23 protein-coding genes are annotated in these 23,554 nt (G+C 69.3%); 11 read left to right on the top strand and 12 right to left on the bottom strand.

From position 1 onward, the window contains the following. Position 1: 1 nt before the first annotated feature. From OED01_RS14460 to OED01_RS14445, 4 genes are all read right to left on the bottom strand, one after another. Entirely contained in the window at positions 2-1,462 is a 1,461-nt protein-coding gene (locus OED01_RS14460) for an alanine/glycine:cation symporter family protein (RefSeq protein ID WP_264155980.1), read from the bottom strand. 67 nt (positions 1,463-1,529) lie between these two features. After that, positions 1,530-2,534, bottom strand: a complete 1,005-nt coding sequence (locus OED01_RS14455) for a LacI family DNA-binding transcriptional regulator (protein ID WP_264155979.1) — start codon at positions 2,532-2,534, stop codon at positions 1,530-1,532. Positions 2,535-2,623: 89 nt separating this feature from the next. Further along, positions 2,624-4,285, bottom strand: coding sequence for a glycoside hydrolase family 13 protein (locus OED01_RS14450; protein ID WP_264155978.1), 1,662 nt, complete (start codon positions 4,283-4,285; stop codon positions 2,624-2,626). Positions 4,286-4,341: 56 nt separating this feature from the next. Continuing rightward, positions 4,342-5,274 carry a 2-hydroxyacid dehydrogenase gene (locus OED01_RS14445; RefSeq protein ID WP_264155977.1) on the bottom strand — a complete coding sequence of 311 codons (933 nt, stop codon included), beginning with the start codon at positions 5,272-5,274 and terminating at the stop codon, positions 4,342-4,344. A gap of 72 nt (positions 5,275-5,346) precedes the next feature. Between OED01_RS14445 and OED01_RS14440 the strand changes: the two genes are divergently transcribed. Further along, positions 5,347-5,775: a DUF1761 domain-containing protein gene (locus OED01_RS14440; protein ID WP_264155976.1), complete on the top strand. Its 429-nt coding sequence runs from the start codon at positions 5,347-5,349 to the stop codon at positions 5,773-5,775. A gap of 56 nt (positions 5,776-5,831) precedes the next feature. Here the strand turns inward: OED01_RS14440 and purQ are convergent, their stop codons facing one another. The 4 genes from purQ to OED01_RS14420 all read right to left on the bottom strand — a co-directional run bounded on the left by purQ (position 5,832) and on the right by OED01_RS14420 (position 8,428). Beyond that, the gene (gene purQ / locus OED01_RS14435) at positions 5,832-6,533 is read right to left on the bottom strand and encodes a phosphoribosylformylglycinamidine synthase subunit PurQ (RefSeq protein ID WP_264157981.1); all 702 of its coding nucleotides are present in this window, start codon (positions 6,531-6,533) and stop codon (positions 5,832-5,834) included. 2 nt (positions 6,534-6,535) lie between these two features. Further along, positions 6,536-6,784, bottom strand: a complete 249-nt coding sequence (gene purS, locus OED01_RS14430; protein WP_264155975.1) for a phosphoribosylformylglycinamidine synthase subunit PurS — start codon at positions 6,782-6,784, stop codon at positions 6,536-6,538. A gap of 84 nt (positions 6,785-6,868) precedes the next feature. Then, positions 6,869-7,861, bottom strand: coding sequence for an aldo/keto reductase (locus OED01_RS14425; RefSeq protein WP_264155974.1), 993 nt, complete (start codon positions 7,859-7,861; stop codon positions 6,869-6,871). Between the two features lie 33 nt (positions 7,862-7,894). After that, the gene (locus OED01_RS14420) at positions 7,895-8,428 is read right to left on the bottom strand and encodes an adenine phosphoribosyltransferase (protein ID WP_264155973.1); all 534 of its coding nucleotides are present in this window, start codon (positions 8,426-8,428) and stop codon (positions 7,895-7,897) included. A 183-nt stretch (positions 8,429-8,611) separates the two neighbouring features. Here OED01_RS14420 and OED01_RS14415 point away from each other — a divergent pair, with 183 nt between their 5' ends. The 8 genes from OED01_RS14415 to OED01_RS14380 all read left to right on the top strand — a co-directional run bounded on the left by OED01_RS14415 (position 8,612) and on the right by OED01_RS14380 (position 17,658). Continuing rightward, positions 8,612-9,919, top strand: coding sequence for an ABC transporter substrate-binding protein (locus OED01_RS14415; protein ID WP_264155972.1), 1,308 nt, complete (start codon positions 8,612-8,614; stop codon positions 9,917-9,919). A 103-nt stretch (positions 9,920-10,022) separates the two neighbouring features. Continuing rightward, positions 10,023-11,066, top strand: coding sequence for a carbohydrate ABC transporter permease (locus OED01_RS14410; RefSeq protein WP_264155971.1), 1,044 nt, complete (start codon positions 10,023-10,025; stop codon positions 11,064-11,066). Continuing rightward, positions 11,063-11,953 carry a carbohydrate ABC transporter permease gene (locus OED01_RS14405; protein WP_413231589.1) on the top strand — a complete coding sequence of 297 codons (891 nt, stop codon included), beginning with the start codon at positions 11,063-11,065 and terminating at the stop codon, positions 11,951-11,953. The genes OED01_RS14410 and OED01_RS14405 overlap by 4 nt, the downstream gene beginning before the upstream one ends. A 5-nt stretch (positions 11,954-11,958) precedes the next feature. Beyond that, on the top strand, positions 11,959-13,392 hold the full coding sequence (locus OED01_RS14400) for a GH1 family beta-glucosidase (RefSeq protein WP_264155970.1): 1,434 nt from the start codon (positions 11,959-11,961) through the stop codon (positions 13,390-13,392). 54 nt (positions 13,393-13,446) lie between these two features. Continuing rightward, on the top strand, positions 13,447-14,445 hold the full coding sequence (locus OED01_RS14395) for a LacI family DNA-binding transcriptional regulator (protein WP_264155969.1): 999 nt from the start codon (positions 13,447-13,449) through the stop codon (positions 14,443-14,445). 291 nt (positions 14,446-14,736) lie between these two features. Then, on the top strand, positions 14,737-15,327 hold the full coding sequence (locus OED01_RS14390; protein ID WP_264155968.1) for a TetR/AcrR family transcriptional regulator: 591 nt from the start codon (positions 14,737-14,739) through the stop codon (positions 15,325-15,327). After that, on the top strand, positions 15,324-16,091 hold the full coding sequence (locus OED01_RS14385) for a LamB/YcsF family protein (protein ID WP_264155967.1): 768 nt from the start codon (positions 15,324-15,326) through the stop codon (positions 16,089-16,091). Before OED01_RS14390 ends, OED01_RS14385 begins: the two co-directional genes overlap by 4 nt. Then, positions 16,081-17,658 carry a 5-oxoprolinase subunit B/C family protein gene (locus OED01_RS14380; protein WP_264155966.1) on the top strand — a complete coding sequence of 526 codons (1,578 nt, stop codon included), beginning with the start codon at positions 16,081-16,083 and terminating at the stop codon, positions 17,656-17,658. The genes OED01_RS14385 and OED01_RS14380 overlap by 11 nt, the downstream gene beginning before the upstream one ends. A gap of 138 nt (positions 17,659-17,796) precedes the next feature. On the opposite strand, the gene OED01_RS14375 is transcribed toward OED01_RS14380, so the two are convergent. From OED01_RS14375 to OED01_RS14360, 4 genes are all read right to left on the bottom strand, one after another. Further along, entirely contained in the window at positions 17,797-19,137 is a 1,341-nt protein-coding gene (locus OED01_RS14375) for a uracil-xanthine permease family protein (protein ID WP_264155965.1), read from the bottom strand. A 99-nt stretch (positions 19,138-19,236) separates the two neighbouring features. Then, the gene (locus OED01_RS14370; protein ID WP_264157979.1) at positions 19,237-20,088 is read right to left on the bottom strand and encodes a phosphoribosylaminoimidazolesuccinocarboxamide synthase; all 852 of its coding nucleotides are present in this window, start codon (positions 20,086-20,088) and stop codon (positions 19,237-19,239) included. Positions 20,089-20,121: 33 nt separating this feature from the next. After that, positions 20,122-20,493, bottom strand: a complete 372-nt coding sequence (locus OED01_RS14365; RefSeq protein WP_264155964.1) for a PH domain-containing protein — start codon at positions 20,491-20,493, stop codon at positions 20,122-20,124. Positions 20,494-20,546: 53 nt separating this feature from the next. Beyond that, positions 20,547-21,410, bottom strand: a complete 864-nt coding sequence (locus OED01_RS14360; RefSeq protein ID WP_264155963.1) for an Ltp family lipoprotein — start codon at positions 21,408-21,410, stop codon at positions 20,547-20,549. A 172-nt stretch (positions 21,411-21,582) separates the two neighbouring features. Between OED01_RS14360 and OED01_RS14355 the strand changes: the two genes are divergently transcribed. Next, positions 21,583-22,821 (top strand): sensor histidine kinase, encoded by a 1,239-nt coding sequence (locus OED01_RS14355; RefSeq protein WP_264155962.1) that lies wholly within the window; start codon positions 21,583-21,585, stop codon positions 22,819-22,821. Positions 22,822-22,842: 21 nt separating this feature from the next. Next, positions 22,843-23,520, top strand: coding sequence for a response regulator (locus tag OED01_RS14350; protein ID WP_264155961.1), 678 nt, complete (start codon positions 22,843-22,845; stop codon positions 23,518-23,520). Positions 23,521-23,554: the final 34 nt, after the last annotated feature.

Genomic DNA, 23,554 nt, shown 5'->3' with positions numbered 1-23,554 from the left:
GTCAGCGCCGCTTCGCGGGCAGATCGATCGGCCCGGTCACCGACAGCTCGTCCTCCCAGCACTGGATGCCGGTCAGCTCCGGCATCCTGGCGCGGGTGAAGACCGGATCCAGACCCGCCTTGCGCTGCTGCGAATAGTCGCGCAGCAGCTTGAACGCCACCCCGGAGAGCAGTGCGATGGCGACGAGGTTCACGAGCGCCATGAGGCCCATGATCCCGTCGGCCGTGTTCCAGATCAGGTCGGCGGAGGCGATCGAGCCGACGAAGATCACGACGACGACGAGCGAGCGGTACGTGGTCAGCGCGACCCGGCTCGTGGTGATGAACTCGATGTTCGACTCGCCGTAGTAGTAGTTGCCGAGGATCGAGCTGAACGCGAGAAGGAAGATGATCACGCTCAACAGGACGTTCGACCAGGAGCCCAGGTTGCTCACGATCGCCCCCTGCGTCAGTTCGATGCCCTTGCCGGCGCCCGCGAGATCGGGCGTGGAGACGAGGATGATGAAGGCCGTGATCGAGCACACCAGGAACGTGTCGAAGTAGACGCCGAGCGTCTGCACCAGACCCTGCTTGACCGGGTGCGTCACCGCCGCCGTCGCGCCGGCGTTCGGGGCTGATCCGAGTCCGGCCTCGTTCGAGAACATGCCGCGCTTGACGCCGGTCATGATGATCGTGCCGAGCGTCGCCCCGAGGATCTCGTTGAAGCCGAACGCCTGCGTGTAGATCGAGGCGAACACCTCCGGCAGGCGTTCGATGTTCATGCCCACGATGACGAGCCCCACGAGCAGGTACAGCAGCGCCATCGCCGGGACGACGGCCTGCGTGACGCTCGCGATGCGGCGGACGCCGCCGAAGACGACGAGGGCGGTCAGTACGGCGAGTGCGATGCCGACGACCCAGGGGATCCAGCCGATCTCGCCGCCGAAGCTCGACGAGACGGTCGCGCTGATGGTGTTGGCCTGCAGCGAGCTGAACGCGAACGGGAAGCAGACGATGAGGATCACGGCGAACAGGATGCCCATCCAGCGCGCCTTCAGGCCGTGCTGCATGTAGTACGCCGGTCCGCCGCGGAAGCCGTCCTTGTCGCGCACCTTGTACGCCTGGCCGAGCGTCGACTCGATGAAGCTGGATGCGCCGCCGACGAACGCCATCGTCCACATCCAGAAGATCGCCCCAGGGCCGCCGATCGCGATCGCGGTGCCGACACCGGCGATGTTACCGACGCCGACGCGGGACGCCGCGGAGATCGTGAACGCCTGGAAAGCCGAGACCGATTGCGGCTCGCCGTCCGCATCGCGCGGTGTGCGGTCGGTCAGCGTCCGGAACATCTCGGGGATCATCCGGAACTGCACGACGCCGGAGCGCAGCGTGAAGTAGATCCCGAGGACCACCAGCACCGGAAGCACGATCCAGGTCCAGAGGGTGTCGCCCGCGGAGAGCACGAAGTCGTTCAGAGCGTCCATCGGGCCAGTATGGCGGTCTCACGGGTCCCAGTGCCAGCGGCGGGCCGGGATGCCGATATCCCGCTGATCAGATCCGGGCGGTCGTTCCGCGCACGATCAGTTCGTACGGCAGTGCTCCGTGGGAGGCGGCGGGCGCGGCATCCTCGAGCTTCGCGAGCACCGCAGCCGCGGCGAGTTCGCCCTGCCCGATCGGGAACTGGTCGACGGTCGACAGACGGAAGAACTCTCCGAGTTCGTGGCCGTCGATGCCGACGATCGACAGATCCTCCGGGACGCGGAAGCCCAGGTCGCGCGCGGCGAGGATCGCCCCGATCGCCATCTCGTCGGATGCCGCGAACACCGCGGTCGGTCGAGGGCCTGGGCGTCCGAGCAGCTGCTTCGCCGCGCGGTAGCCGCCCTCGACGGTGAAGTCGGCCGGCTCCAGATACGCGGGGTTCAGCGGGATGCCGGCATCCGCCAGTGCCTTCTCGAATCCCTGACGACGCTGGGTGGGGATGTGGAAGTCGAGGTCGAACTCGGGGTTCGCGCCGATGTGCGCGATGTCGCGGTGTCCGAGGCTCAGCAGGTGCCGCGTGGCGAGCTCGGCCACCGCGACATCATCGACCGTGAGGGTGTCGAGCCGCGGGTTGGGGCCGCCGATCGCGATGACGGGCAGGCCGAGACTGAGCAGCTGGCTCGTCTCGTCCTCGTCGAGCTCGATCGAGACGGCGATGATCGCGTCGACCCGCTGACGGCGCAGAGCGGTCGCGAACACCTCGCGGCGCACGTCGCGGTCAGCGGTGATGTTGTAGAGCGTGATGTCGTAGCCCTGCCGCATGAGCGCGCTGGAGACACCGGACAGCACCGTGCTGAAGAACCAGCGGTCGAGGAACGGCACGACCACGCCGACGTTGCGCGTGCGCCCCGAGGCCAGCGACGACGCGCGCGAGGACACCACGTAGCCGAGCTTGTTCGCGGCAGACAGCACGCGCTCGCGGGATGCCGCCGACACGTGTCCGCGGCCGCTCAGCGCGCGCGAGACCGTGGCCGTGGAGACTCCGGCCAGCTTCGCGACCTCGTCGATGCTCGTCATCGTGCATTCCTCTCAGGCGAGAAACCATCTCCCGCGCGAGAAACCATCTCGGAAGTGGTTTCTCGCGCGGTGAGTGGTTTCTCGATGCGTCAGGACAGCGTGTACCAGGCGGCGGTGTCGGCCGGGAGGCTCGTGCCCTCGAACGGCTGGCTCTGCACCAGGAACGTCGCGCCGGCAGGCAGCTCGACGGGCTCTGCGCCGAGGTTCGCCACGACGTGGATGTCACCGCGGCGGAAGGCCACGGCATCCGCTCCGAGATCCTCCCAGACCAGGGATCCGGAACCGAGGTCGTGCTCCCGGCGCAGACGAAGCAGCTGCTTGTACAGCGCGAGCGTCGACGTCGGATCCTTCTCCTCGGCGTCGCGGGCGTACGCCGTCCACTCACCGGGCTGCGGCAGCCAGGAGGCGCCCGTGTCGTTGAAGCCGAACGCGGGGGCGTCGGCCTCCCACGGCAGCGGAACGCGGCATCCGTCGCGGCCGTAGCGCTTGCCCTCGGTGCGGAACCAGGTGGGATCCTGACGGAACTCGTCGGGGATCTCGGTGGCCTCGGGCAGGCCGAGTTCTTCGCCCTGGTACAGGTACGACGAGCCGGGCAGCGACAGCATGAGCGTGGTCGCCGCGCGTCCACGGGCGAGGCCGATCGCGGTGTCCGGCTTGTTCGGCGTCAGCGGGCCGATGCCTTCGCCCTGCGGGTTCTCCGCCGTGAGGGCGAGGCGGGTCGCGTGGCGGACGACGTCGTGGTTCGAGAGCACCCAGGTGCTGGGGGCGCCGACCTTGCCGAACTCCTCGAGCGACTCGCGGATGACGGAGCCGAGTCGCTTCGCGTCCCACGGCGTCATCAGGTAAGGGAAGTTGAACGTCTGGTGCATCTCGTCCGGGCGCACCCAGAGCGCCGTCTTCTTCAGCGTCGGCAGCCAGGCCTCGCCGCACAGGGCGCGGTCGCCGTCGTACTCCGCGAGGACCTGGTGCCAGTCGCGGTAGATGTCGTGGACCTCGTCCTGACCCCAGTACGGCACGTTCTCCTCGCCGCCGCCCATGGAGTCGGCGTCGGGGACCGGAGCGTAGTCCGGGAGTCCGGCCTGCTTGGCCATGCCGTGCGCGACGTCGACGCGGAAGCCGTCGACGCCGCGGTCGAGCCAGAAGCGCAGGATCGAGCGGAACTCCTCCTTGACCTCCTCGTTCGTCCAGTCGAAGTCCGGCTGGGTCGGGTCGAAGATGTGCAGGTACCACTGGCCGGGCGTGCCGTCCGGCTCGGTGATGCGCTCCCACATGCCGCCGCCGAAGACGCTCTCCCAGTTGTTCGGGGGCAGCTCGCCGTTCTCGCCGCGGCCGTCGCGGAAGACGTAGCGGGCGCGCTCGGGGCTCCCCGGCGCCGCCTTCAGTGCCTGTTGGAACCAGACGTGCTGGTCGGACGAGTGGTTCGGGACCAGGTCGACGATGACCCGGATGCCGCGGGCGTGCGCCTCGGCGAGCATCGTGTCGAAGTCGGCGAGGGTGCCGAAGATCGGGTCGACGTCGCGGTAGTCGGCGACGTCGTAGCCGGCATCCTTCTGCGGAGAGGTCATGAACGGGCTCAGCCAGATGGCGTCGATGCCGAGTTCCTTGAGGGACTCGAGGCGGCTCGTGATGCCGGGGAGGTCGCCGATGCCGTCACCGGAGGCATCCGCGAAGGATCGCGGGTAGATCTGGTAGATCACGGCGCTGCGCCACCACTCGGCACCGGGTGCGGCGGACTGTTCAAGCTGAGTCATGCGACGAGCCTACTGCAAGCGCTTACAGTTCCGCGAGCATCGGCGTCGAACGGTGTTCAGGCCTCGCGCACGAGGTTGATCGGCGCTTCTCCGGTCAGCATCCGCTCGATCTGCGTGCGGATGACGCGCGCGATGCGAGGGTGCATGGCGTCGGACGATCCGCCGACGTGCGGGGCGATCAGGACGCCGGGGAGGCTCCACAGCGGATGTCCGTCGGGCAGAGGCTCGGGGTCGACGACGTCGAGAGCCGCGCGGATGCGGCCGCGCCGCACATGGTCCACCAGCGCGTCGGTGTCGACGAGGGCGCCGCGTCCGACGTTCACAATGAGCGCACCATCGGGCAGCGCGGCCAGTGCGGCGTCATCGATGAGGTGCCGGGTCTCGGGAGTGTAGGGGAGGCCCAGGATCACGATCTCGGCCTGCGGCAGCAGCGCGGGCAGCTCGTCGATCGCGTGCACGTCGACGGTGCCGAGGCGGTCGTGCTCGATCGTCCGTGCGCTGCGTGCGACGACGGTGAGGTCGACCTCGAAGCCGACGAGACGGTCGGCCACGGCCTGACCGACGCCGCCGAAGCCGACCAGCAGGACGCGGCGGTCGGCGAGGCCGGGCGACCACAGCCGCTCCCATGCGCCGCGGTCCTGGGAGCGGACGAACTCCGGGATGTGCCGCTGTGCGGCCAGCGTGAGCGCGAGGGCCTGCTCGCCGGTCGCCGTCTCGTGCACGGTCGCCGCGTTCGCGAAGCGGATGCCGGCCGGGATCTTGTCGATGATGCCCTCGTAGCCGATCATCTGCCCCTGGAGCAGGTCGACGTCCACGCCGTCCAGAGCAGTGAGCACCTCGCCGGCGTTCATGTACGGAGGCACGACGATGTCGAAGCGATCGCGCGGGGCGTCCGACTGCATGTCCCAGACGTGCACCTCCACCCCCGCCGGGACGGGCGCGATGTCTTCGGCGATGCGGGCGGTGGGAACGGCGACGACGAGACTCACGCGTTCGAGCCTATCCCCGCGGCCGTCGCGCGGAGTAGCGTCGGAGTCACACTTCGAGATGAGGATGCCGCGATGATTCCCGAGATCAACTACTGGGCCGTGCTGCTGGCGACGGTGTCGAGCATGATCGTCGGTGCGATCTGGTACGCGCCGAACGTGTTCGGGCGACGCTGGGCGAAGCTCGCGGACGTCGACCTGGAGAACCCGTCACGCGGTGCGCTGTGGCCGATGGTCACGACCGTGCTCGTGAGCTTCGGCACCGCCTGGGTGCTGGCCGGCGCCGCCGCGATCGCCTGGCACTTCTACCAGGGCTCGTTCTTCTCGGCGACGTTCGTGACCGCGATCATGCTGTGGGGCGGGTTCACCGGTGCGCGGTTCATCACGCACGACGCGTTCGAGGGCCGTCCGACTCGCCTCACGACGCTGAACATCGCGCACGAACTGGTCACGGTCGCCGTGATGGCGCTCATCATCGGCGTCTGGCCACCGGCGCTCGGCTGAGACCGCAGCCGACCCTCGCCGTCCCTCGTCCTGGCTCGACGAACAGTCGGGGCTCCCTACGCGGCGACGCGGGCGACCGCGGCGATCGCGCTCGTGAAGAAGTCCAGTCCGTCGATGCCGCTGCGCATGGCTGCTGCCGTGTCGGGTCCAAAGCCGGGCTCGGTGGCGTGCTCGGGGTGCGGCATGAGGCCGACGACGTTCCCGGCCTCGTTCGTGACGCCGGCGATGTCGCGCAGCGAACCGTTCGGGTTCACGCCCGCGTAGCGGAACGCGACGAGCCCTTCGCCCTCGAGACGGTCCAGCGTCTCCTCGGAGGCGATGTAGCCGCCCTCGCCGTTCTTCAGCGGGATCACGATCTCCTGCCCCGTGCGGAACGCGTTGGTCCAGGCGGTGTCGGAGTTCTCGACCGTCAGCTTCTGGTCGCGGCGGACGAAGTGCTGGTGGTCGTTGCGGATCAGGCCGCCGGGCAGCAGGTGCGCCTCGACGAGCATCTGGAAGCCGTTGCAGATGCCGAGCACGGGGAGGCCCTTCGCCGCGGCATGCTTGACCTCGGTCATGATCGGCGACAGCGCCGCGATCGCGCCCGAGCGCAGGTAGTCGCCGTAGCTGAACCCGCCGGGCAGGACGAGGGCGTCCACGCCCTCGAGGTCGTGCGAGCCGTGCCACAGCGCGACCGGCTCCGCGCCGGCGAGACGCACGGCGCGCTGCGCGTCGCGGTCGTCCAGCGAACCGGGGAACGTGACGACCCCGATCCGGATGCTCATTCGACGACCTCGATGCCGACGACGTCCTCGATCACCGCGTTGGAGAGCACGTCCTCGGCCACGCGCTTGGCCTCGGCGAGCAGTTCGTCCGTGACCTCGCCCTCGACCGTGAGCTCGAAGCGCTTGCCGATGCGGACATCGCTGAAGCCCTCGACTCCGATGCGGGCGAATGCTCCGGAGACGGCCTTCCCCTGCGGGTCGAGCAGTTCGGACTTGGGCATGACGTCGACGACGATGGTGGGCATTCGAGGCTCCGGAAGTCGCGGGAAGGCGGGCACGGCCAGTCTACTGGCCTTCCCGGGCTCCGATCGGCCCTCGCGCGTCAGCGGTCACCACTGCGGGTGGATCGCGGCCCGGAGCATCCGGTCGTACACGTCGCGCACGGCGGAGTCGAAGTGCTCGAGGAACTCCGCATCGTCGAGAAGTGCGGCGGCCCCGGCATTGCCCTCGGCCTGCGAGGGGCGGCGTGCACCGGGGATGACGCTGGTGACGCCGGCGCGGCTCGCGACCCAGGCGAGGGATGCCGCAGCGAGCGGAACACCCTCCGGCAACGAGGCGGCGAGCTCGCCTGCCGCACGCAGGCCGACCTCGTAGTCGATGCCCGAGAACGTCTCGCCGCGATCGAACGCCTCGCCGTGCCGGTTGTAGGAGCGGCGGTCATCGGCCGCGAAGCTCGTCGCGCTGGAGTACGTGCCGCTCAGCAGCCCGGAGGCGAGCGGCACTCGGGCGAAGATCGCGACGCCGGCTTCGGCGGCGGCTGGGAGAACCTCGTCCAGCGGCTTCAGGCGGAACGGATTGAGGATGATCTGCACGTTCGTCACGTTCGGGCGTGCGATCGCCGCGAGAGCCTGTTCGCAGGTCTCGACCGAGACGCCGTAGGCCGAGATCGCGCCTTCGTCGATCAGCCGGTCGAGGTCGTCGTAGGTCCGGTCGGAGGCGATGACCGCACTCGGCGGGCAGTGCAGCTGCACGAGGTCGAGCGTGTCGACGCCGAGATTGCGGCGGCTGCGTGCGGTCCATTCCCGGAAGTTCTCGAGGGTGTAGTTGCTCGCTGCCTGCTCGGCGCGCCGGCCCATCTTCGTGGCCACCGTGATCCCATGATCCTGGCGCTCGCCGAGATAGCGCCCGATGATCGACTCGCTGCGTCCGTCGCCGTACACGTCAGCGGTGTCGAAGAGTGTGACGCCGTGCGCGACCGATGTGTCGAGCACGGCACGCGCATCGCCCTCGTCCACGGCGCCCCAGTCGGCGCCGAGCTGCCAGGTTCCGAGGCCGATGGCGGAGACATCACGGCCGGTGCGTCCGATGGTGCGCTGCTGCATGCTCCCACGGTACCTGTGCGACGGGCAGTCGGGTCAGGAGTGGAACACCGTGTGCAGCTCGCCGATCGCCTCGCGACCGCCGAGGCCGTCGATCTCGAAGAGCACCGAGATGCCGGCGACATGACTGCCCAGTCGCTCGACGAGCTGGCGGCCCGCCGCGAGCGTCCCACCGGTGGCGAGCACGTCGTCGATCAGCAGCACGCGGGATCCGACGGGAAGATCGTCGTGCATCTCGATCGTGGCGGTGCCGTACTCGAGCGCGTAGTCGATGGATGCGGCGGGGCGCGGGAGCTTGCCCGCCTTGCGGATCGGGATGAGCCCCGTGCCTGCGGCGATCGCCGCAGCACCGGCGAGGAGGAATCCGCGCGCCTCGATGCCCGCGACGACGTCGAACTGCCCGGCGAACGGCTCGAGGATCGCGTCGGTCGTCGCACGCAGCGCCTCGGCATCCGCCAGCAGCGGGGTGATGTCGCGGAAGACGATGCCTGGCTCGGGGTAGTCCGGGATGCTGCGGATCAGCGACTCGGCGCGGGCGAGGGCGGGGGAAAGAGCGGGGGAGGAGGGCACCGCCCAAGGGTATCCTCCGTCGCTGTGGGAGGGCAGCGGAGACCTCCGGGGACCGCGGCGGCGAACGGGCTTGACATCCGTGGGAGCGCTCCCATAGTCTGACTGCTCAGATCGTGGGAGCGCTCCCACGGCATCCCGAAGCACCACACCACTGCAACAGATTCCGCACAAAGGAGTGACACCGTGAACGCACGCGCCACGCGCAGGATGCTGGTCACCGCATCCGTCGCCTCCGTCGCAGCACTGGCTCTCGCCGGCTGCTCCGGAAGCAATGAACCCGCCGAGGGGAGCTCGGACGAGAAGGTCACGCTGACCATCACCACCTTCGGCACCTTCGGCTACGAGGACCTGTACAAGGAGTACGAGGACCTGCACCCGAACGTGACCATCGAGGCGACCAACATCGACACCGGCGGCAACGCCCGCACCGACGCCTTCACCAAGATCGCCGCCGGCTCCGGCCTCAGCGACATCGTCGCGATCGAGGAAGGGTGGCTCGGCGCCGTCATGGAGGTCTCCGACACGTTCGTCGACCTGAAGGACTACGGCATCGAGGAACGCAAGGGCGACTGGGTCGACTGGAAGTACGAGCAGGCGACGGATGCCGAGGGCCGCGTGATCGGCTACGGCACCGACATCGGGCCCAGCGGCATCTGCTACAACGGCGCCGCATTCGAGGCCGCCGGCCTCCCGAGCGACCGCGAGTCGGTCGCCGAGCTTCTCAACGGCGACTGGGAGAACTACTTCGCGGTCGGCCAGGAGTACACCGACAAGACCGGCAAGGCCTGGTACGACCACTCCGGCTTCGTCTGGAACTCCATGGTCAACCAGCTCGACGAGGGTTACTACACCGCCGACGGTGAACTGAACGTCGAGGGCAACGACCTGCTCAAGGAGCGCTTCGAGCTGCTCGGCGCGGCCACCGAGGGCGGCCAGTCCGCCGCGCAGGCCGCATGGGACTGGAACGGCGGCAAGTCGTTCGTCGACGGCACCTTCGCGACCTTCGTCTGCCCCGGCTGGATGCTGGGCGTCGTCCAGGGTCAGGTCGAGGCCGGCGGCGGCGACGCATCCACCGGCTGGGACTTCGCCGACGTCTTCCCCGGCGGAGCGGCGAACTGGGGTGGCGCCTGGCTGTCCATCCCGGAGAGCTCGGAGCACAAGGAGGCGGCCGCAGAGCTCGCCGACTGGCTGACGCAGCCCGAGCAGCAGGTCAAGCAGTCCACCGCCGCGGGCAACTTCCCGTCGACGCTCGAAGCGCAGGAGACCCTCGCGGCCGACGCGACGCCGAACGAGTTCTTCAACTCCGCTCCGACCGGAGCCATCCTCGCCGAGCGTGCGAAGGGCGTCGTCGCCCAGTTCAAGGGTCCGGATGACTCGGTCATCCAGGAGAACGTCTTCGGCCCTGCGCTGAGCGCGCTCGACCGCGGCGAGACCGACACGCAGGGCGCCTGGGATGAGGCGCTGTCGCTGCTGAACGAACTGGTCGACTGACCGATTCCCCTCACTCCGGTCGCAGTTCCTGCCGCCTCGGCTCCGCCCGAACGACAGGGACTGCGACCGGAACCACGTCCGCTCGCCCCAGACGGGAAAGACCATGACCCTCACCGCTCCGCCGGAGGAGCGCGTCGCCGAGGCATCCGCTCGGTCCGCCGCACCTCGCCGCCCCTGGCGCCACCGCGTCTCGCGGTTCGACCAGAACGCGTCGCCGTACCTGTACGTCTCACCGTTCTTCCTGCTGTTCGGTCTGATCGGCCTGTTCCCGCTGATCTACACCGTGTACGTCGCCGTGCACGAGTGGGACCTGCTCAAGGGCGAGGGTCCGTTCGTCGGCCTGGACAACTTCACCGAGATCCTCGGCGACGCGATGTTCTGGAACTCGATCTTCAACACCCTGAGCATCTTCCTGCTCTCCGCGATCCCGCAGCTGTGCATCGCGCTCGTGGTCGCCTACCTGCTCGACCGAGGTCTGCGGGCCCCCACGTTCTGGCGGATGAGCATCCTCATCCCGTTCGTCGTCACCCCTGTCGCCGTCGCCATCATCTTCTCCAGTGTGTTCAACGAGGCGGACGGGCTCGCGAACAACCTGCTGAACCTCATCGGCATCGCCGACCAGCAGTGGAAGCACGACACCTTCCTGTCGCACCTCGCGATCGCCATCATGGTGAACTTCCGCTGGACCGGTTACAACGCCCTCATCCTGCTCGCGGCCATGCAGGCCGTGCCGCGCGACCTGTACGAGTCGGCTGCACTCGACGGTGCGGGCGCCGCCCGCCGGTTCTTCTCCATCACGATCCCCACCATCCGGCCGACGTTGATCTTCGTCATCATCACGGCGACGATCGGTGGGCTGCAGATCTTCGCGGAGCCCCGCCTGTTCGACGTCTCCACCGCCGGCGGCATCGGCGGCAGCGACCGGCAGTTCCAGACCACCGTGCTGTTCCTGTGGGAGTTGGCGTTCTTCCGCCGCGACCTCGGCGAGGCATCCGCCGTGGCCATCCTGCTGTTCGTGCTGATCGTCGGCATCGGCGTGATCAACTTCCTCGTCTCGCGCGGAATCGCGTCCGGCGATGCGCCCAAGCGCAATCGCGCCGCTCGCCGCGCTGCACGCACGACCCTCACCAAGGAGGACGCCCGATGACCGCCACGCAGGCCATGAGCGTGCCGGAGCGCATCGGCCGCCGCCGGGGAACGAGCACGGGCACCGCCGGCATCGGAAGCCGCCCCGGGTTCCTCACCTACGGGCTGCTCGCGGCCTTCATCATCGGCAGCGTCTACCCGCTGTGGTGGTCGGTGGTCGTCGCATCCGGAGACAACTCCACTCGTGGCGAGACTCTGCCGATGATCCCTGGGGGCAACTTCTTCGCGAACGCCGCGAAGGTGTTCGACGCCATCCCGTTCTGGCTGGCGCTGGGCAACTCCGTGATCATCTCGACGATCATCACGATCTCGGTCGTCACCTTCTCGACCCTCGCCGGCTACGCGTTCGCCAAGCTGCGCTTCAAGGGTCGAGACGGGCTGATGGTGTTCGTCATCGCAACCATGGCGATCCCGACCCAGCTGGGCATCATCCCGCTGTTCATGCTGATGCGCGAGCTCGGATGGACGGGCTCGATCGGTGCGGTCATCGTGCCGACCCTGGTCACGGCGTTCGGCGTCTTCTTCATGCGGCAGTACCTCGTCGACGTCATCCCGGACGAGCTCATCGAGGCCGCCCGCATGGACGGCGCGAACCAGTTCCGCACCTTCCTCACGGTCGGACTTCCCGCCGCCCGTCCGGCCATGGCGATCCTCGGTCTGTTCACGTTCATGACGGCATGGACCGACTACCTGTGGCCGCTGATCGTGCTCTCGCCCGCCAACCCGACCCTCCAGACCGCGCTCAGCCAGCTGCAGTCCGGATACTACGTCGACTACTCGATCGTGCTCGCCGGCGCGGTGCTCGCGACCCTGCCCCTGCTCATCCTCTTCGTGGTGGCGGGCAAGCAGCTGGTCAGTGGCATCATGGCGGGCGCGGTGAAAGGATGACCCCTATGACATCTCGGCCGTTCCCGGACGATTTCCTCTTCGGCGCGGCGACGGCGGCGTATCAGATCGAAGGCGCCGCCTTCGAGGAGGGGCGGACGGCCTCGATCTGGGATGCCTTCGCCCGCGTGCCGGGAGCCGTGATGGGCGGCGAGAACGGCGATGTGGCGTGCGATCACTACCACCGCTATCCCGAGGACGTCGCGCTCATGAAGCGCCTCGGTCTGCAGACGTACCGGTTCTCCACCTCCTGGTCGCGCGTGCGGCCGGACGGCGGCGCCGTCAACCTGCAGGGCGTGGACTTCTACGAGCGGCTCGTCGACGAACTCCTCGGCGCCGACATCCTGCCCTGGCTCACGCTCTACCACTGGGACATGCCGCAGGCGCTGCAGGATGCCGGTGGCTGGACGAACCGCGACACGGTCGACCGCTTCCTCGAGTACGCAGGCACGATGCACGACGCCCTCGGCGACCGGGTGAACGTGTGGACCACGCTGAACGAGCCGTGGTGCTCGTCGTTCCTCTCCTATACGGGCGGTGAGCACGCCCCGGGGCACACCAGCATCGCCGAGGGCCTGCTCGCATCGCACCACCTGCTGCTCGCGCACGGCGCGACGGTGAAGGAGCTGCGCGCCCGCGACGCATCCCTCAACCTCGGGATCACCCTGAACCACACCGTCGCCGACCCGGTGGATCCGCAGAACCCGGCCGACGTCGATGCCGCTCGGCGCATCGACGGGCAGTTCAACCGCTGGTTCCTCGACCCGATCTACCGCGGCGAGTACCCCGCGGACATCGTCGAGGACATCCGGGCCGTGGATGCCGAAGCGGTCGCCCGCTTCGAGGCGGCCGTGCAGTCGGGCGATCTCGAGACGATCTCGGAGCGCATCGACACGCAGGGCGTGAACTACTACCACGGCGACTACGTATCCGGCACGGCCCCGGCGGTTCCGCCCGTGTCCGGCGGTCCGCGCACCGAGCGGAAGGGTCGAAGCCCCTACCCGTCGGATGCCGGCATCCACTCGGTCGAGCGGGGCCTTCCCCGCACGGCGCAGAACTGGGAGGTGCAGCCGGAGGGGCTGACCCGCCTGCTGCAGCGCGTGTGGACGGAGTACGCGCAGCCCGCAGGCGTCGTGCTCTACATGACCGAGAACGGTGCGGCCTACGACGACGAGCCGGTCGTCGAGGACGGCGAGACGCGCGTGCACGATGGGGATCGTGCCGAGTTCCTCCGCCTGCACCTGGGGGCCGTGCTGGATGCGGCGGAGGCGGGCGTCGACGTCCGCGGCTACTTCTACTGGTCGTTGTTCGACAACTACGAGTGGGCGTGGGGCTACGACAAGCGGTTCGGGATCGTCCGGGTCGACTACGAGACGCAGGAGCGCAGCCTCAAGGACTCCGGTCTGGAGTACGCCAGGATCATCGCCGCTCGGTCCCTGTGAGTCGCCGGCATCCGGCGCGACGGGTGAGAATGGGCGGATGGAAGAGAGCGTGCGATGACGGCCTCACGGGCGACGATCGAAGAAGTGGCCGCCGCGGCCGGGGTCTCCCGGTCGACGGTGTCGCGCGTCGTGAACGGGTCGACCGCGGTGAGCCCCGAGGCACTCGAGGCGGTCGAGCGGGCGATCGCCGAACTGAGCTACGTGCCCAATCGAGCGGCCCGCTCGCTCGCGTCCCGGCAGACGCACGCGATCGCGCTCATCGTCCCCGAGGACACGACGCGCTTCTTCGGCGATCCGTTCTTCGCGGCGATCGTGGCCGGCATCACCGGTGCGCTCGGCGGATCGGACTACCTGCTCAACCTGCTCATCGCCAGCGACGACCCCGGCGACAAGATGACGAGCTTCGTGCGCAACGGCGGTGTGGACGGCGCGCTGATCGTCTCGCACCACTCCAGTGACGCGTACATCGACCGGATCGCGGATGCCGTGCCGGTGGTCTACGGCGGACGGGCGTTCCACCTGCGCGACAGCGACTACGTCGTGGACGTCGACAACGTCGCCAGTGCGCGCCTGGCGACGCAGCGCCTCATCGACATCGGCCGCACCAGCATCGCGACGATCACCGGCCCGCGGACGATGCTCGCGGCCGACGACCGTCTGCAGGGCTATCGTGCCGCCCTGGCCGACGCGGGGCTGTCGCCGTTCGCGGAGGCGGAAGGCGACTACGGCGAGTCCGGGGGTGCGGAGGCCGCGCGGCGGATCCTCGCCGCGGGGACGCCCGACGCGATCTTCGCCGGTAGCGACCTGATGGCCCGCGGAGCGATGGGCGTGCTGCGCGCCGCCGGACTGCGGGTGCCCGACGACGTCGCGGTCGTCGGCTTCGACGACTCGTCCGTGGCGCTGACCACGGATCCGCCGCTGACGACGATCCGACAGCCGATGTACAAGCAGGGCGAGACCATGGCCGCTGTGCTGCTGGCGCACCTGGCTGGTGGCTCTCCCGAGCGGACCACGATCCTGCCCACCGAGCTGATCGTGCGCGGCTCGGCCTGACGGCGATCCGCATCGGGCCCGGGCGTCTTCGAACCCGAGGATGCTCGATCTCGGCCCCCCGACGGAGATCGAGCATCCTCATCATGAGGTCGTGGATGGGATGTCAGCGCCTCACCGGTAGCCCTCCGGCGCGTGCCGCGTGCTGCGCTTCGCGGCTCCCCGACGAGCCCATCTTCATCCTCGTGCGCGCGGTTCGCCCTCCCCGGCTCCGTGCGCATGACTGAACACTCATTCAGTGAGTACGATAGCGGGAAGCCGGGGGAAAAGGGAAATGGACCGGAAGGATGCCTGATGGCGCGCTCCGAGGAGCAGAATCGCCTGGCCCGTGAACGGGCGAGAGAGAGCATCCTGAGTTCGGCGATCGAGCTGTTCGCCGAACGCGGTGTGCACGGCGCGACGATCGCGGAGATCACGAACCGTGCCGGTGTCGCTCAGGGACTGGTCAACTACCACTTCGGAGGCAAGGACCAGCTGGTCGGTGAGATCGTCGACCGTTGGTTCCGCCTGCTGACCGGGTTCCCCGGTTCGCGCAGCGGCAGCGCCGACGACCGGCTGCGCGGCATCATCGATGGTTCACTGAACGCGGCATCCGCCAACCTGCTGCTGCACCGCGCGGTTTCGACGATGCAGCAGGACCCCGCGCAGATGCGCTTCTTCGCGGAGGCCGCCGAACGCAACGCGGATGCCGTCGCAGCCGCCGAGCAGGCCGTGCGCGCCATCTTCGCCGAGCGGGGAGCCGAGGACCCCGCACTCGAGGAGTTCATGCTGCGCACGACGCTCGAGGGCCTGGTGCTCAAGTTCGCCGCGGTCGGCGACGCGTTCCCCGTCGACGGGGCGCGCCGCTGGGTGCTCGGCCTGTACGACCTGGAGGTCGACGGGTGATCACGATCGACCTCAACTCCGATCTCGGCGAGAACGTGCCCGAGCGCATCGTCAGCGACGACGCCCGAATGCTCGAGATCGTCACGAGCGCGAACGTGTCGTGCGGATTCCACGCGGGCACTCCCGAGGGCATCCGCGGCACCCTCGCCGCGGCCTCACGGGCGGGCGTCGTCATCGGCGCCCACCCGGGATACCGGGACCCCGAGAACTTCGGACGCACACCGCTCGCGCCGGACTCCGCGACGCTGCAGGCGCACATCGAGTACCAACTGGGCGCGCTCGGCGGTCTCGCGTCAGCGGTCGGCGGCGGCGTCTCGTACGTCAAGCCGCACGGTGCGCTGTACAACACCATCGCCAACGACGAACGGCAGGCCGCCGATGTCGTGGCGGCCGTCAAGGCGATCGATCCGAGCCTGGTGCTGCTGGGCCTGGCCGGGAGTGTCGTTCTGACGATCGCCGAGCGTGCGGGGCTCGCAGTGGCGGCGGAGGCCTTCGCCGATCGTGCCTACCTGCCCGACGGGCGGCTCGTGCCGCGGACGCAGCAGGGCGCCGTCCTGCACGAACCGGCGACGATCGCGCAGCGGATGGTGCGGCTCGCCGCGGAGGGCGTCATCCGAGCCGTCGACGGCACGGATGTCGCGGTGGCCGCCCAGTCGATCTGCGTGCACGGCGACAGCCCAGGGGCGGTCGCGATCGCCGCCGAGACGAAGCGGATGCTGATGGCGGCCGGTATCGGCATCGCGCCGTTCGCCGGTGCCCGATGACGGCCGGGTGGACGTGATGCGCGTCCTCACGGCATCCGATCGTGCCGTACTCGTGGAGGCGGCCGACCTCGCCGAGGCGATGCGTCTGAACCAGGTGTGGGAGCACGTGCCAGGGGTGATCGAGCGCGTCCCCGGTGCCCGGACGGTGCTGGTGCGCTTCGATCCGCTCCGGACCTCGGCTGACGAACTCGCCGCGAGGCTCGAGGCGACCAGGGGGCAGGACGGGCCGACGGCGCCGGTGCGCGACGTCGTCGTGCCGGTGCACTACGACGGGGACGACCTCGCGGCCGTCGCCGAGCAGCTCGGAGTGTCGACGGAGCAGCTCATCGCACGGCATCTCGCGGCGGACTGGCGGGTCGCGTTCTCGGGGTTCGCGCCCGGCTTCGGCTACGCGGTCGGCGACGACCCGCTGTTCGACGTCGCCCGAAGAGGAAGCCCCCGCACCCGCGTCCCGGCGGGATCTGTGGGTCTCGCCGGTCCGTTCACGGGCGTCTATCCGCGCCGGACTCCTGGCGGCTGGCAGCTGATCGGCCGCACGGAAGCCGTGATGTGGGACATCGATCGCGACCCACCGGCCCTGCTGTCGCCGGGGACGAGGGTGCGGTTCGAACGCGCGACGCGGGCGCGGCTGTCGGCAGCAGTCCAGGATGCCGGGCGGCGCGTCGCGCCGGCGGTCGATCCTCTGCGGGCGACGACGCTTCTCGAGGTCGTCCACACCGTGCTACCGCTGCTCGTGCAGGATGCCGGGCGGGCCGGGCATGCGGCACTCGGCGTCTCGCCGTCCGGCGCGGCGGACCGCACGGCCATGCGCGATGCGAACCGTGTCGTCGGCAATGCGCCGACGACCGCCGTGCTGGAATGCGTCGGTTCGGCGACGCTGCGTTTCCGGGGCTCAGGGGTAGCCGCCGTGACCGGGGCCACTGGAGAGCTCGAACTCACGACAGGCTCCGGTGACATGCGTCCGATCAGGCACGGCGCGCCGTTCGCGACGGCAGACGGCGACGAGCTGCGGATCGGGCATCCCGAGCGCGGCATCCGGTTCGTCATCGGGGTGCGGGGAGGGGTGGCCGCGGCATCCGCTCTGGGCAGCCGGGCATCGGACACCCTGGCCGGGCTGGGGCCGGCGCCGCTCGGCGAAGGGGATGCCGTGGCGATCGGTCGGGAAGCCGTGGCGGCCGTCGATGATCTCGTCGTGCCGCGGACGCTGCCCGCGTCTGGTGAGGTCGTCGAGCTCGAGATCACGCTCGGCCCACGGGACGACTGGTTCACCCGGACGGCGCTCCGCGTGCTCACGGAGCAGGAGTGGCTGGTCACGCCGCGGTCCGACCGGGTGGGGCTGCGGCTTCAGGGGGAGCGTGCGCTGGAGCGGGCGATGGCGGGAGAGCTGCCGAGCGAAGGCGCGGTGACGGGGGCGCTTCAGGTGCCGCCCGACGGGCAACCGGTGCTCTTCCTGCCCGATCATCCGCTGACGGGCGGCTACCCGATCGTCGGCGCGCTCACCGACCGTTGCCTGGACCTCGCCGGACAGCTGCCGCCCGGCGCCCGCATCCGCTTCCGCATCGCCTGACGACGGCGCATCCCGCGGTGCGTGCGGCGCGCCGTCGCACCATCCGGAGGAGAACGCACGAACGGGAGGAGCCGCACGGCGATTCCGGTCCTCCGGATCGCGCGTTCTCCTCCCGTTCGGATGCCGGGATGCCTGGACCTACTCGGGGTCGCCGCCGAGTGGACCCACGGCGGGGATGGGGCCGCCGTCGTCCGCGCCGGTCCTGCGCCAGCGGGCGATCGCGTTGCCGAGGTGGTAGATCAGCAGCGCCGCGACGGTGCCGATCACGATCGCGCCGAGCTGGAAGTTGCCCCAGCCCATCGCGAAGCCGGCGATCGCGATGACGAACGAGACCGCGACGGTGTACTGGTTGACCGGGCGGGAGAAGTCCACGCGGTTGTCGACCCAGATCTTGATTCCGATCACGCCGATGAGGCCGTACAGCGCGGTCGTCACACCGCCGAGGACGCCGGCGGGGATGGTGTTGAAGATCACGCCGACCTTGGGGGAGAAGGCCAGCAGGATCGCCACGATTCCGGCGACCCAGTAGGCGGCGGTCGAATAGACGCGGGTCGCCGCCATGACGCCGATGTTCTCGCCGTAGGTGGTGGTGCCGGAGCCGCCGAAGCCGCCGGCGATCGTCGTGGCGAGGCCGTCGGCCACCAGCGCGCGGCCGGTGTGCTTGTTGATCGACGGGTCCTCGGTCATGGTCGCGACGCCGCGGACGTGTCCGACGTTCTCCGCGATCAGCACGAGGACGACTGGGAGGAACATCGGCACCAGGGCCCAGGCCGCGGGGTCGGTGATGGCGGCGAGGTGGAAGTCCGGAAGGCCCACCCACGCGGCATCCCCGACCGCGGAGAAGTCGACCTGCCCCGTGAAGGCGGCCACGATGTAGCCGACGATCACGCCGAGGAAGATCGAGATGCGGCCCAGGAACCCGCGGAACAGCACGCTGAACAGGATCACCGCGATGAGCGTCACAGAGGCGAGCTCCGGCTGGAGCTTGAAGTTGTTCCACGCCGCCGGGGCGAGGTTGAACCCGATCAGCGCGACGATCGAGCCCGCGACGACCGGAGGCATGAGCTTGTCGATCCAGCCGGTGCCGACCGCCTGCACGAGGAACCCGATGCCCGCGAGCAGGATGCCGGCCGCGACGACGCCGACCAGGGCCTGCGTGATCTGTTCGGGGGTCTCCAGGGCCTTGCCCGCGTTGAGCGCCGTGATCGGCGCGATGAACGCGAACGACGATCCCAGATAGCTGGGCAGGCGGTTGCGGGTCAGCAGCAGGAACAGCAGCGTGCCGATGCCCGAGAACAGCAGGGTCGTCGACACCGGGAAGCCGGTGAGGATCGGCACGAGGAACGTGGCGCCGAACATCGCGATGACGTGCTGAGCACCGATCGCGATGGTGGCGGGCCAGCTCAGGCGCTCTTCGGGTTTGACGACCTGGCCTGGCGCGACGGTACGGCCGTCGCCGTGGATCTTCCACACGGGCATGGGGCTCCTCAGGGATCGGATGGCTGCGAGGGATGCTGGGGCAACACTACCGATTCCTGGGCGTTCCCTGAGTGGCGGCCGGCGTGCGGGACGCTCCGATCAGGAGGTCAGGCGTTCGATGAGCTCGCGGTAGCGGTCGGCGGTGCGCTGGACGATCTCGTCCGGTAGAGCGGGCGGCTCGCCCTGCTTGTCCCAGTTCGAGGCGAGCCAGTCGCGGACGATCTGCTTGTCGAAGCTCGCCATCCGCGCGGACGGCGTCGTGCCGGTACGCCACGCCTCGGCATCCCAGTACCGCGACGAGTCGCTCGTCAGGACCTCGTCGGCGAGACGAAGGGTGCCGTCGGCATCCGTCCCGAACTCGAACTTGGTGTCGGCGAGGATCAGCCCCTTCGCCTCGGCGATCTCCGCGGCACGGGCGTAGAGGCGCAGCGACGTGTCGCGCAGTTCGGCCGCGCGCTCCTCGCCGACGAGTTCGACGACGCGCTCGAACGTGATGTTCTCGTCGTGCTCGCCCATCGGGGCCTTGTACGCGGGCGTGAACAGCGGCTCAGGCAGGCGGTCGCCGTTCTCGAGCCCGGCCGGGAGCGGGATGCCGCAGACCGTGCCGTTCTCCTGGTACTCGAGCCACCCCGTGCCGGTGATGTAACCGCGGACGACGCACTCGATCGGCTGCATCTCGAGCGACTGCGCGAGCATCGCGCGGTCGGCCACGGAAGCGGGGATCTCACCATCGGCGATGTGGTTCGGAACGTCGCTCAGCTGCTCGAACCACCAGCGGGTCAGGCGAGTCAGCAGCGCGCCCTTCTGCGGGATGCCGGGGGAGAGCACGTAGTCGAACGCGCTGACGCGATCGCTGGCGACGACGAGGATACGCGGGTCGGCGGCATCCTCCGACGCGTACAGGTCACGGACCTTGCCCGAGTAGATGTGCCGCCAGCCGGGGATCCTCATCGCTTCGCTCACCAGGCCATCATCCCAGACCGCTCAGTGGCTGTTGAGCACGGCCCAAGCGATCAGGCTGTCGATGCGCCGCACGTCTGCGCCCTTGGCGAGCTTGATCTTGATGTGGCCGGCCTTGGTCCACAGCTCGACCTCGGAGTTCCAGTCCAGGACTCCGGCGTTCTCGGACGACCACATCAGGATCGCGCTGTACGGCAGCGAGTAGATCTCCACCTTCTTCCCGGTCATGCCCTGGGCGTCGCGGACGATGAGCCGCTTCGTCGTGAAGGTCGCCGAGTCGCGGAACGTCTTGAACGAGGCCACCGCCTGCTCGCCCTGCGTGAGCAGGTCCTGCACATCCGCGGGGACGGCGATCTCCTGCTGCAGCGTCCAGCTGAGGATTGCTCCGGATTCCATGTCTTTCCTTTCTCGGGAGCTGAGGATGGCCCGGCTGTGCCCGGGCCATCGGCTCAGTCGTTCAGGTGTGCGATCGCGTAGTCGGCTTCGGCGGGGGTGAACTTCTCGCCGTACTCGCTCGTGAGCTGGTCATGGATCGCATCCGGTGACATCGCGGCCAGCTCCTGGTAGTCCTTCGCCTTGGCGAGCGCATTCGCGTTCCAGTCGGCCGTCATGGTGTCGACCGCGTACTGAGCGGCCTCGGGGGAGAACTTCTCGCCGTACTCGCTCGTCAACTGATCGTAGATGCCGGCCTTGCTCATGTGCATGATGTCGGAGTACTGCTCGGCCTTCGTCAGCGCGGAAGAGTATTCGGCCGGGACGGCAGGCGCTGCCGGCTCGACGGGGGCCGGCTCTTCGGTGGCCTCGGCGGGTGCGGTCTCGGCGGGCTCGTCGGCGGGCTCGGCGTCGGGCTCGGCGGCCGGGGCCACCGCAGCCGGCCGCTCCGGCGCGGCATCGTCCTTCGCGGCGTTCGCGCCGATGATGTTGCTCAGCAGTCCGATCAGGACGAGGGCGCCGGTGACGATCCAGGCCACCTTGCGGTGCTGCTGGTAGCCGCTCAGCGCCTGTCCGCGAGCGTCTCGCACGGCCCCTGTCAGCACGAGGATCAGATCCACCAGCCACCAGATTCCGAGCCCGCCGAGTGTCACGAGCTTCAGGATGCCGGTGCCGATCTTGCCGAGGTAGAAGCGATCGGCACCCAGGTACCCGATCAGCAGGGAGAGCAACCAGGTCGCCAGGAACGACTTGTCGCCCACGAGCGTCGGCGGCGCGGAAGCGGATGGCGCCGAGTATCCCGTCGGCGCGCCGGGGAGGGGCGCCGTCGGCACCGCCGAGGGCGGCGGAGGCGGTGTCTGGTCGCTGTTGTCGAAGGTCATGCTGGTGTCCTCTGATCCGGGGAGCGCACGGCGCGTTCCGTCGATTCATCGTGGCGATCGCCCCGGTGCCGGGGCATCGGGCGATCGGGTGAATCCGCCTCTGCCGTTCGGCGGACCGTGATCGGACGAACGGCGGGCGCGCACTGTCCGTCCCCGGCTCTACGCTCGAGGAGTGACATCGACCAGGGCGCCGCAGGTGGCGGTGAAGCGCCATCGGACCGCCGCACGCGCACGCGGCATCGCGATGGTGGTCGTCGGCGCCGTGATCGATCTGTGCGCCGTGATCAACGTCCCCGGTGCCGCGGACTTTCCCGCATCGGCGGGTGATGAGATCCGCGTCACCTCATTCGGGACGATCATGGTGCTGCTCGGCATCGCCTGCTGGCTGACCGTGCTGTGGCGAGATCGACACCCGATGCTGGTCCTCGCGGCCGGGGGATTTCTCGCGATCATCGGCGTCTCGTACCTGCTCCTCCTCGTCGGGACCGTCGCCGCTGTGCGCCTGCATCCCCGGAGGACGCGCCTCATCGGCATCCTGGTGTCGGCGACCGTCGTTCTGTTCGCCGTGCGAGAAGCTCTGACGCACTGGGGCGGCGCGTGGGGGTGGTACTTCGGTTCGCAGAGCACCGAGCAGGACGTTCCGGGTGCGATCGTGACTCCGCTGGTGGTCGCCGTGCTCTCGCTCGCCGCCACCGCCGGCGTCGTCTTCGGCTCGCGCATCAAGCGCGGGGCGGACGAGAGCAGGCGGCGCGCGGACATGCAGCAGCAACGCGCGGAGGAGCTGAGCGATCAGCTCGTGCGTCAGGCCGAGCGCGACCGGATCGCCCGTGACATGCATGATTCCCTCGCGCACCGACTGTCGATCGTGTCGCTGCATGCCGGAGCTCTCGCAGCCACCGCCCGGGACGGCGAGGCGGGGGAGATCGCGCGCACCGTGCACGAGCAGACGCATGCGGCGCTGCAGGACATGCGCGGCATGATCGGCGATCTGCGCAGCGGACCGGGTGAGTCCTCGCCTTCCACCATGCGCGCGATCGGACCCCTGCTGGCCGACGTGCGTCGCAGCGGAGTCCCCGTCACGGCGTACGTCGTGATCGAGGCGCCCGAGCGGGTGAGCGCGCAGTTCGACAGTGCGGTGCACCGGATCGTCCAGGAGGCGCTGACGAACGCGATCAAGCACGCCAGAGGCGCGGTGATCGATGTCTTCGTGCAGGTCGAGCCTCACGACGGCGCCCGCATCCGGGTCGTGAATCCGCTGCTTCCCGTCGCGCCGGCAACAGTGCCGGGCGGCGGCAACGGCCTCGTCGGCATCCGGGAGCGGACGGAGATGCTCGGCGGCACGGCCTGGATCGGCCCGCACGGGTCGGAGTTCATCGTCGACGTGACCCTGCCGTGGCAGGAGAGGGTCTGAGGTCGTCGCTAGGCTCGGTCCGTGATCCCAGATGCTTCTGTCGTGCGTGTGCTCGTCGTCGACGACGAGCAGCTGATCCGCAGCGGGTTCCGGTTCGTCCTCGCCGCCGACCCCGCGATCGAGGTCGTCGGAGAGGCATCCGACGGAGCGGCGGCCATCGACCTCGTGCGCGCGCACCGTCCCGACCTGGTGCTGATGGACGTGCGGATGCCGGGAATGGGAGGCGTCGAGGCCACGGCCGCGATCGTCGCACAGTCGAACGCGCGTGTGCTCGCGATGACCAGTGTCGACTCGGAGGAGCAGCTGGTGCGGATGCTGGCCGCCGGAGCGAGCGGATATCTCCTGAAGGACGATCCGCCCGAGCGCATCCTCGATGCCGTCCGCCGAACCGCAGCCGGCGATGCCGTGCTGTCTTCGCGCAGTGCGGAGCAGCTCATCCGACGCGCCGTCGAGACCGAGAACGGGTCCGGACGTCAGCACGCGATCGACCTCGTCGGTGCGCTGACGGCTCGCGAGCGCGACGTGGCGCGGGGCGTGGCGAGCGGCGCGACGAATCAGGAGATCGGGGCGCATCTGCACATCTCGCCCGGAACGGTCAAGACGCACCTCGAGCAGGTCTTCGTGAAGCTCGGCGTCCGCCGGCGGGGGCAGATCGGCACCATTCTCGAGCGCGCCGGCCTCGGCGGCACGGACGCCTGACGCGCCGCACCTGTACGTCGGCCCCCGGGTGTAC

The organism is Microbacterium sp. M28 (genome assembly GCF_025836995.1).
Taxonomy (GTDB): domain Bacteria; phylum Actinomycetota; class Actinomycetes; order Actinomycetales; family Microbacteriaceae; genus Microbacterium.
Note: the sequence above shows the minus strand (reverse complement) of the source record. Positions and strands in the feature narration are given on the sequence as shown.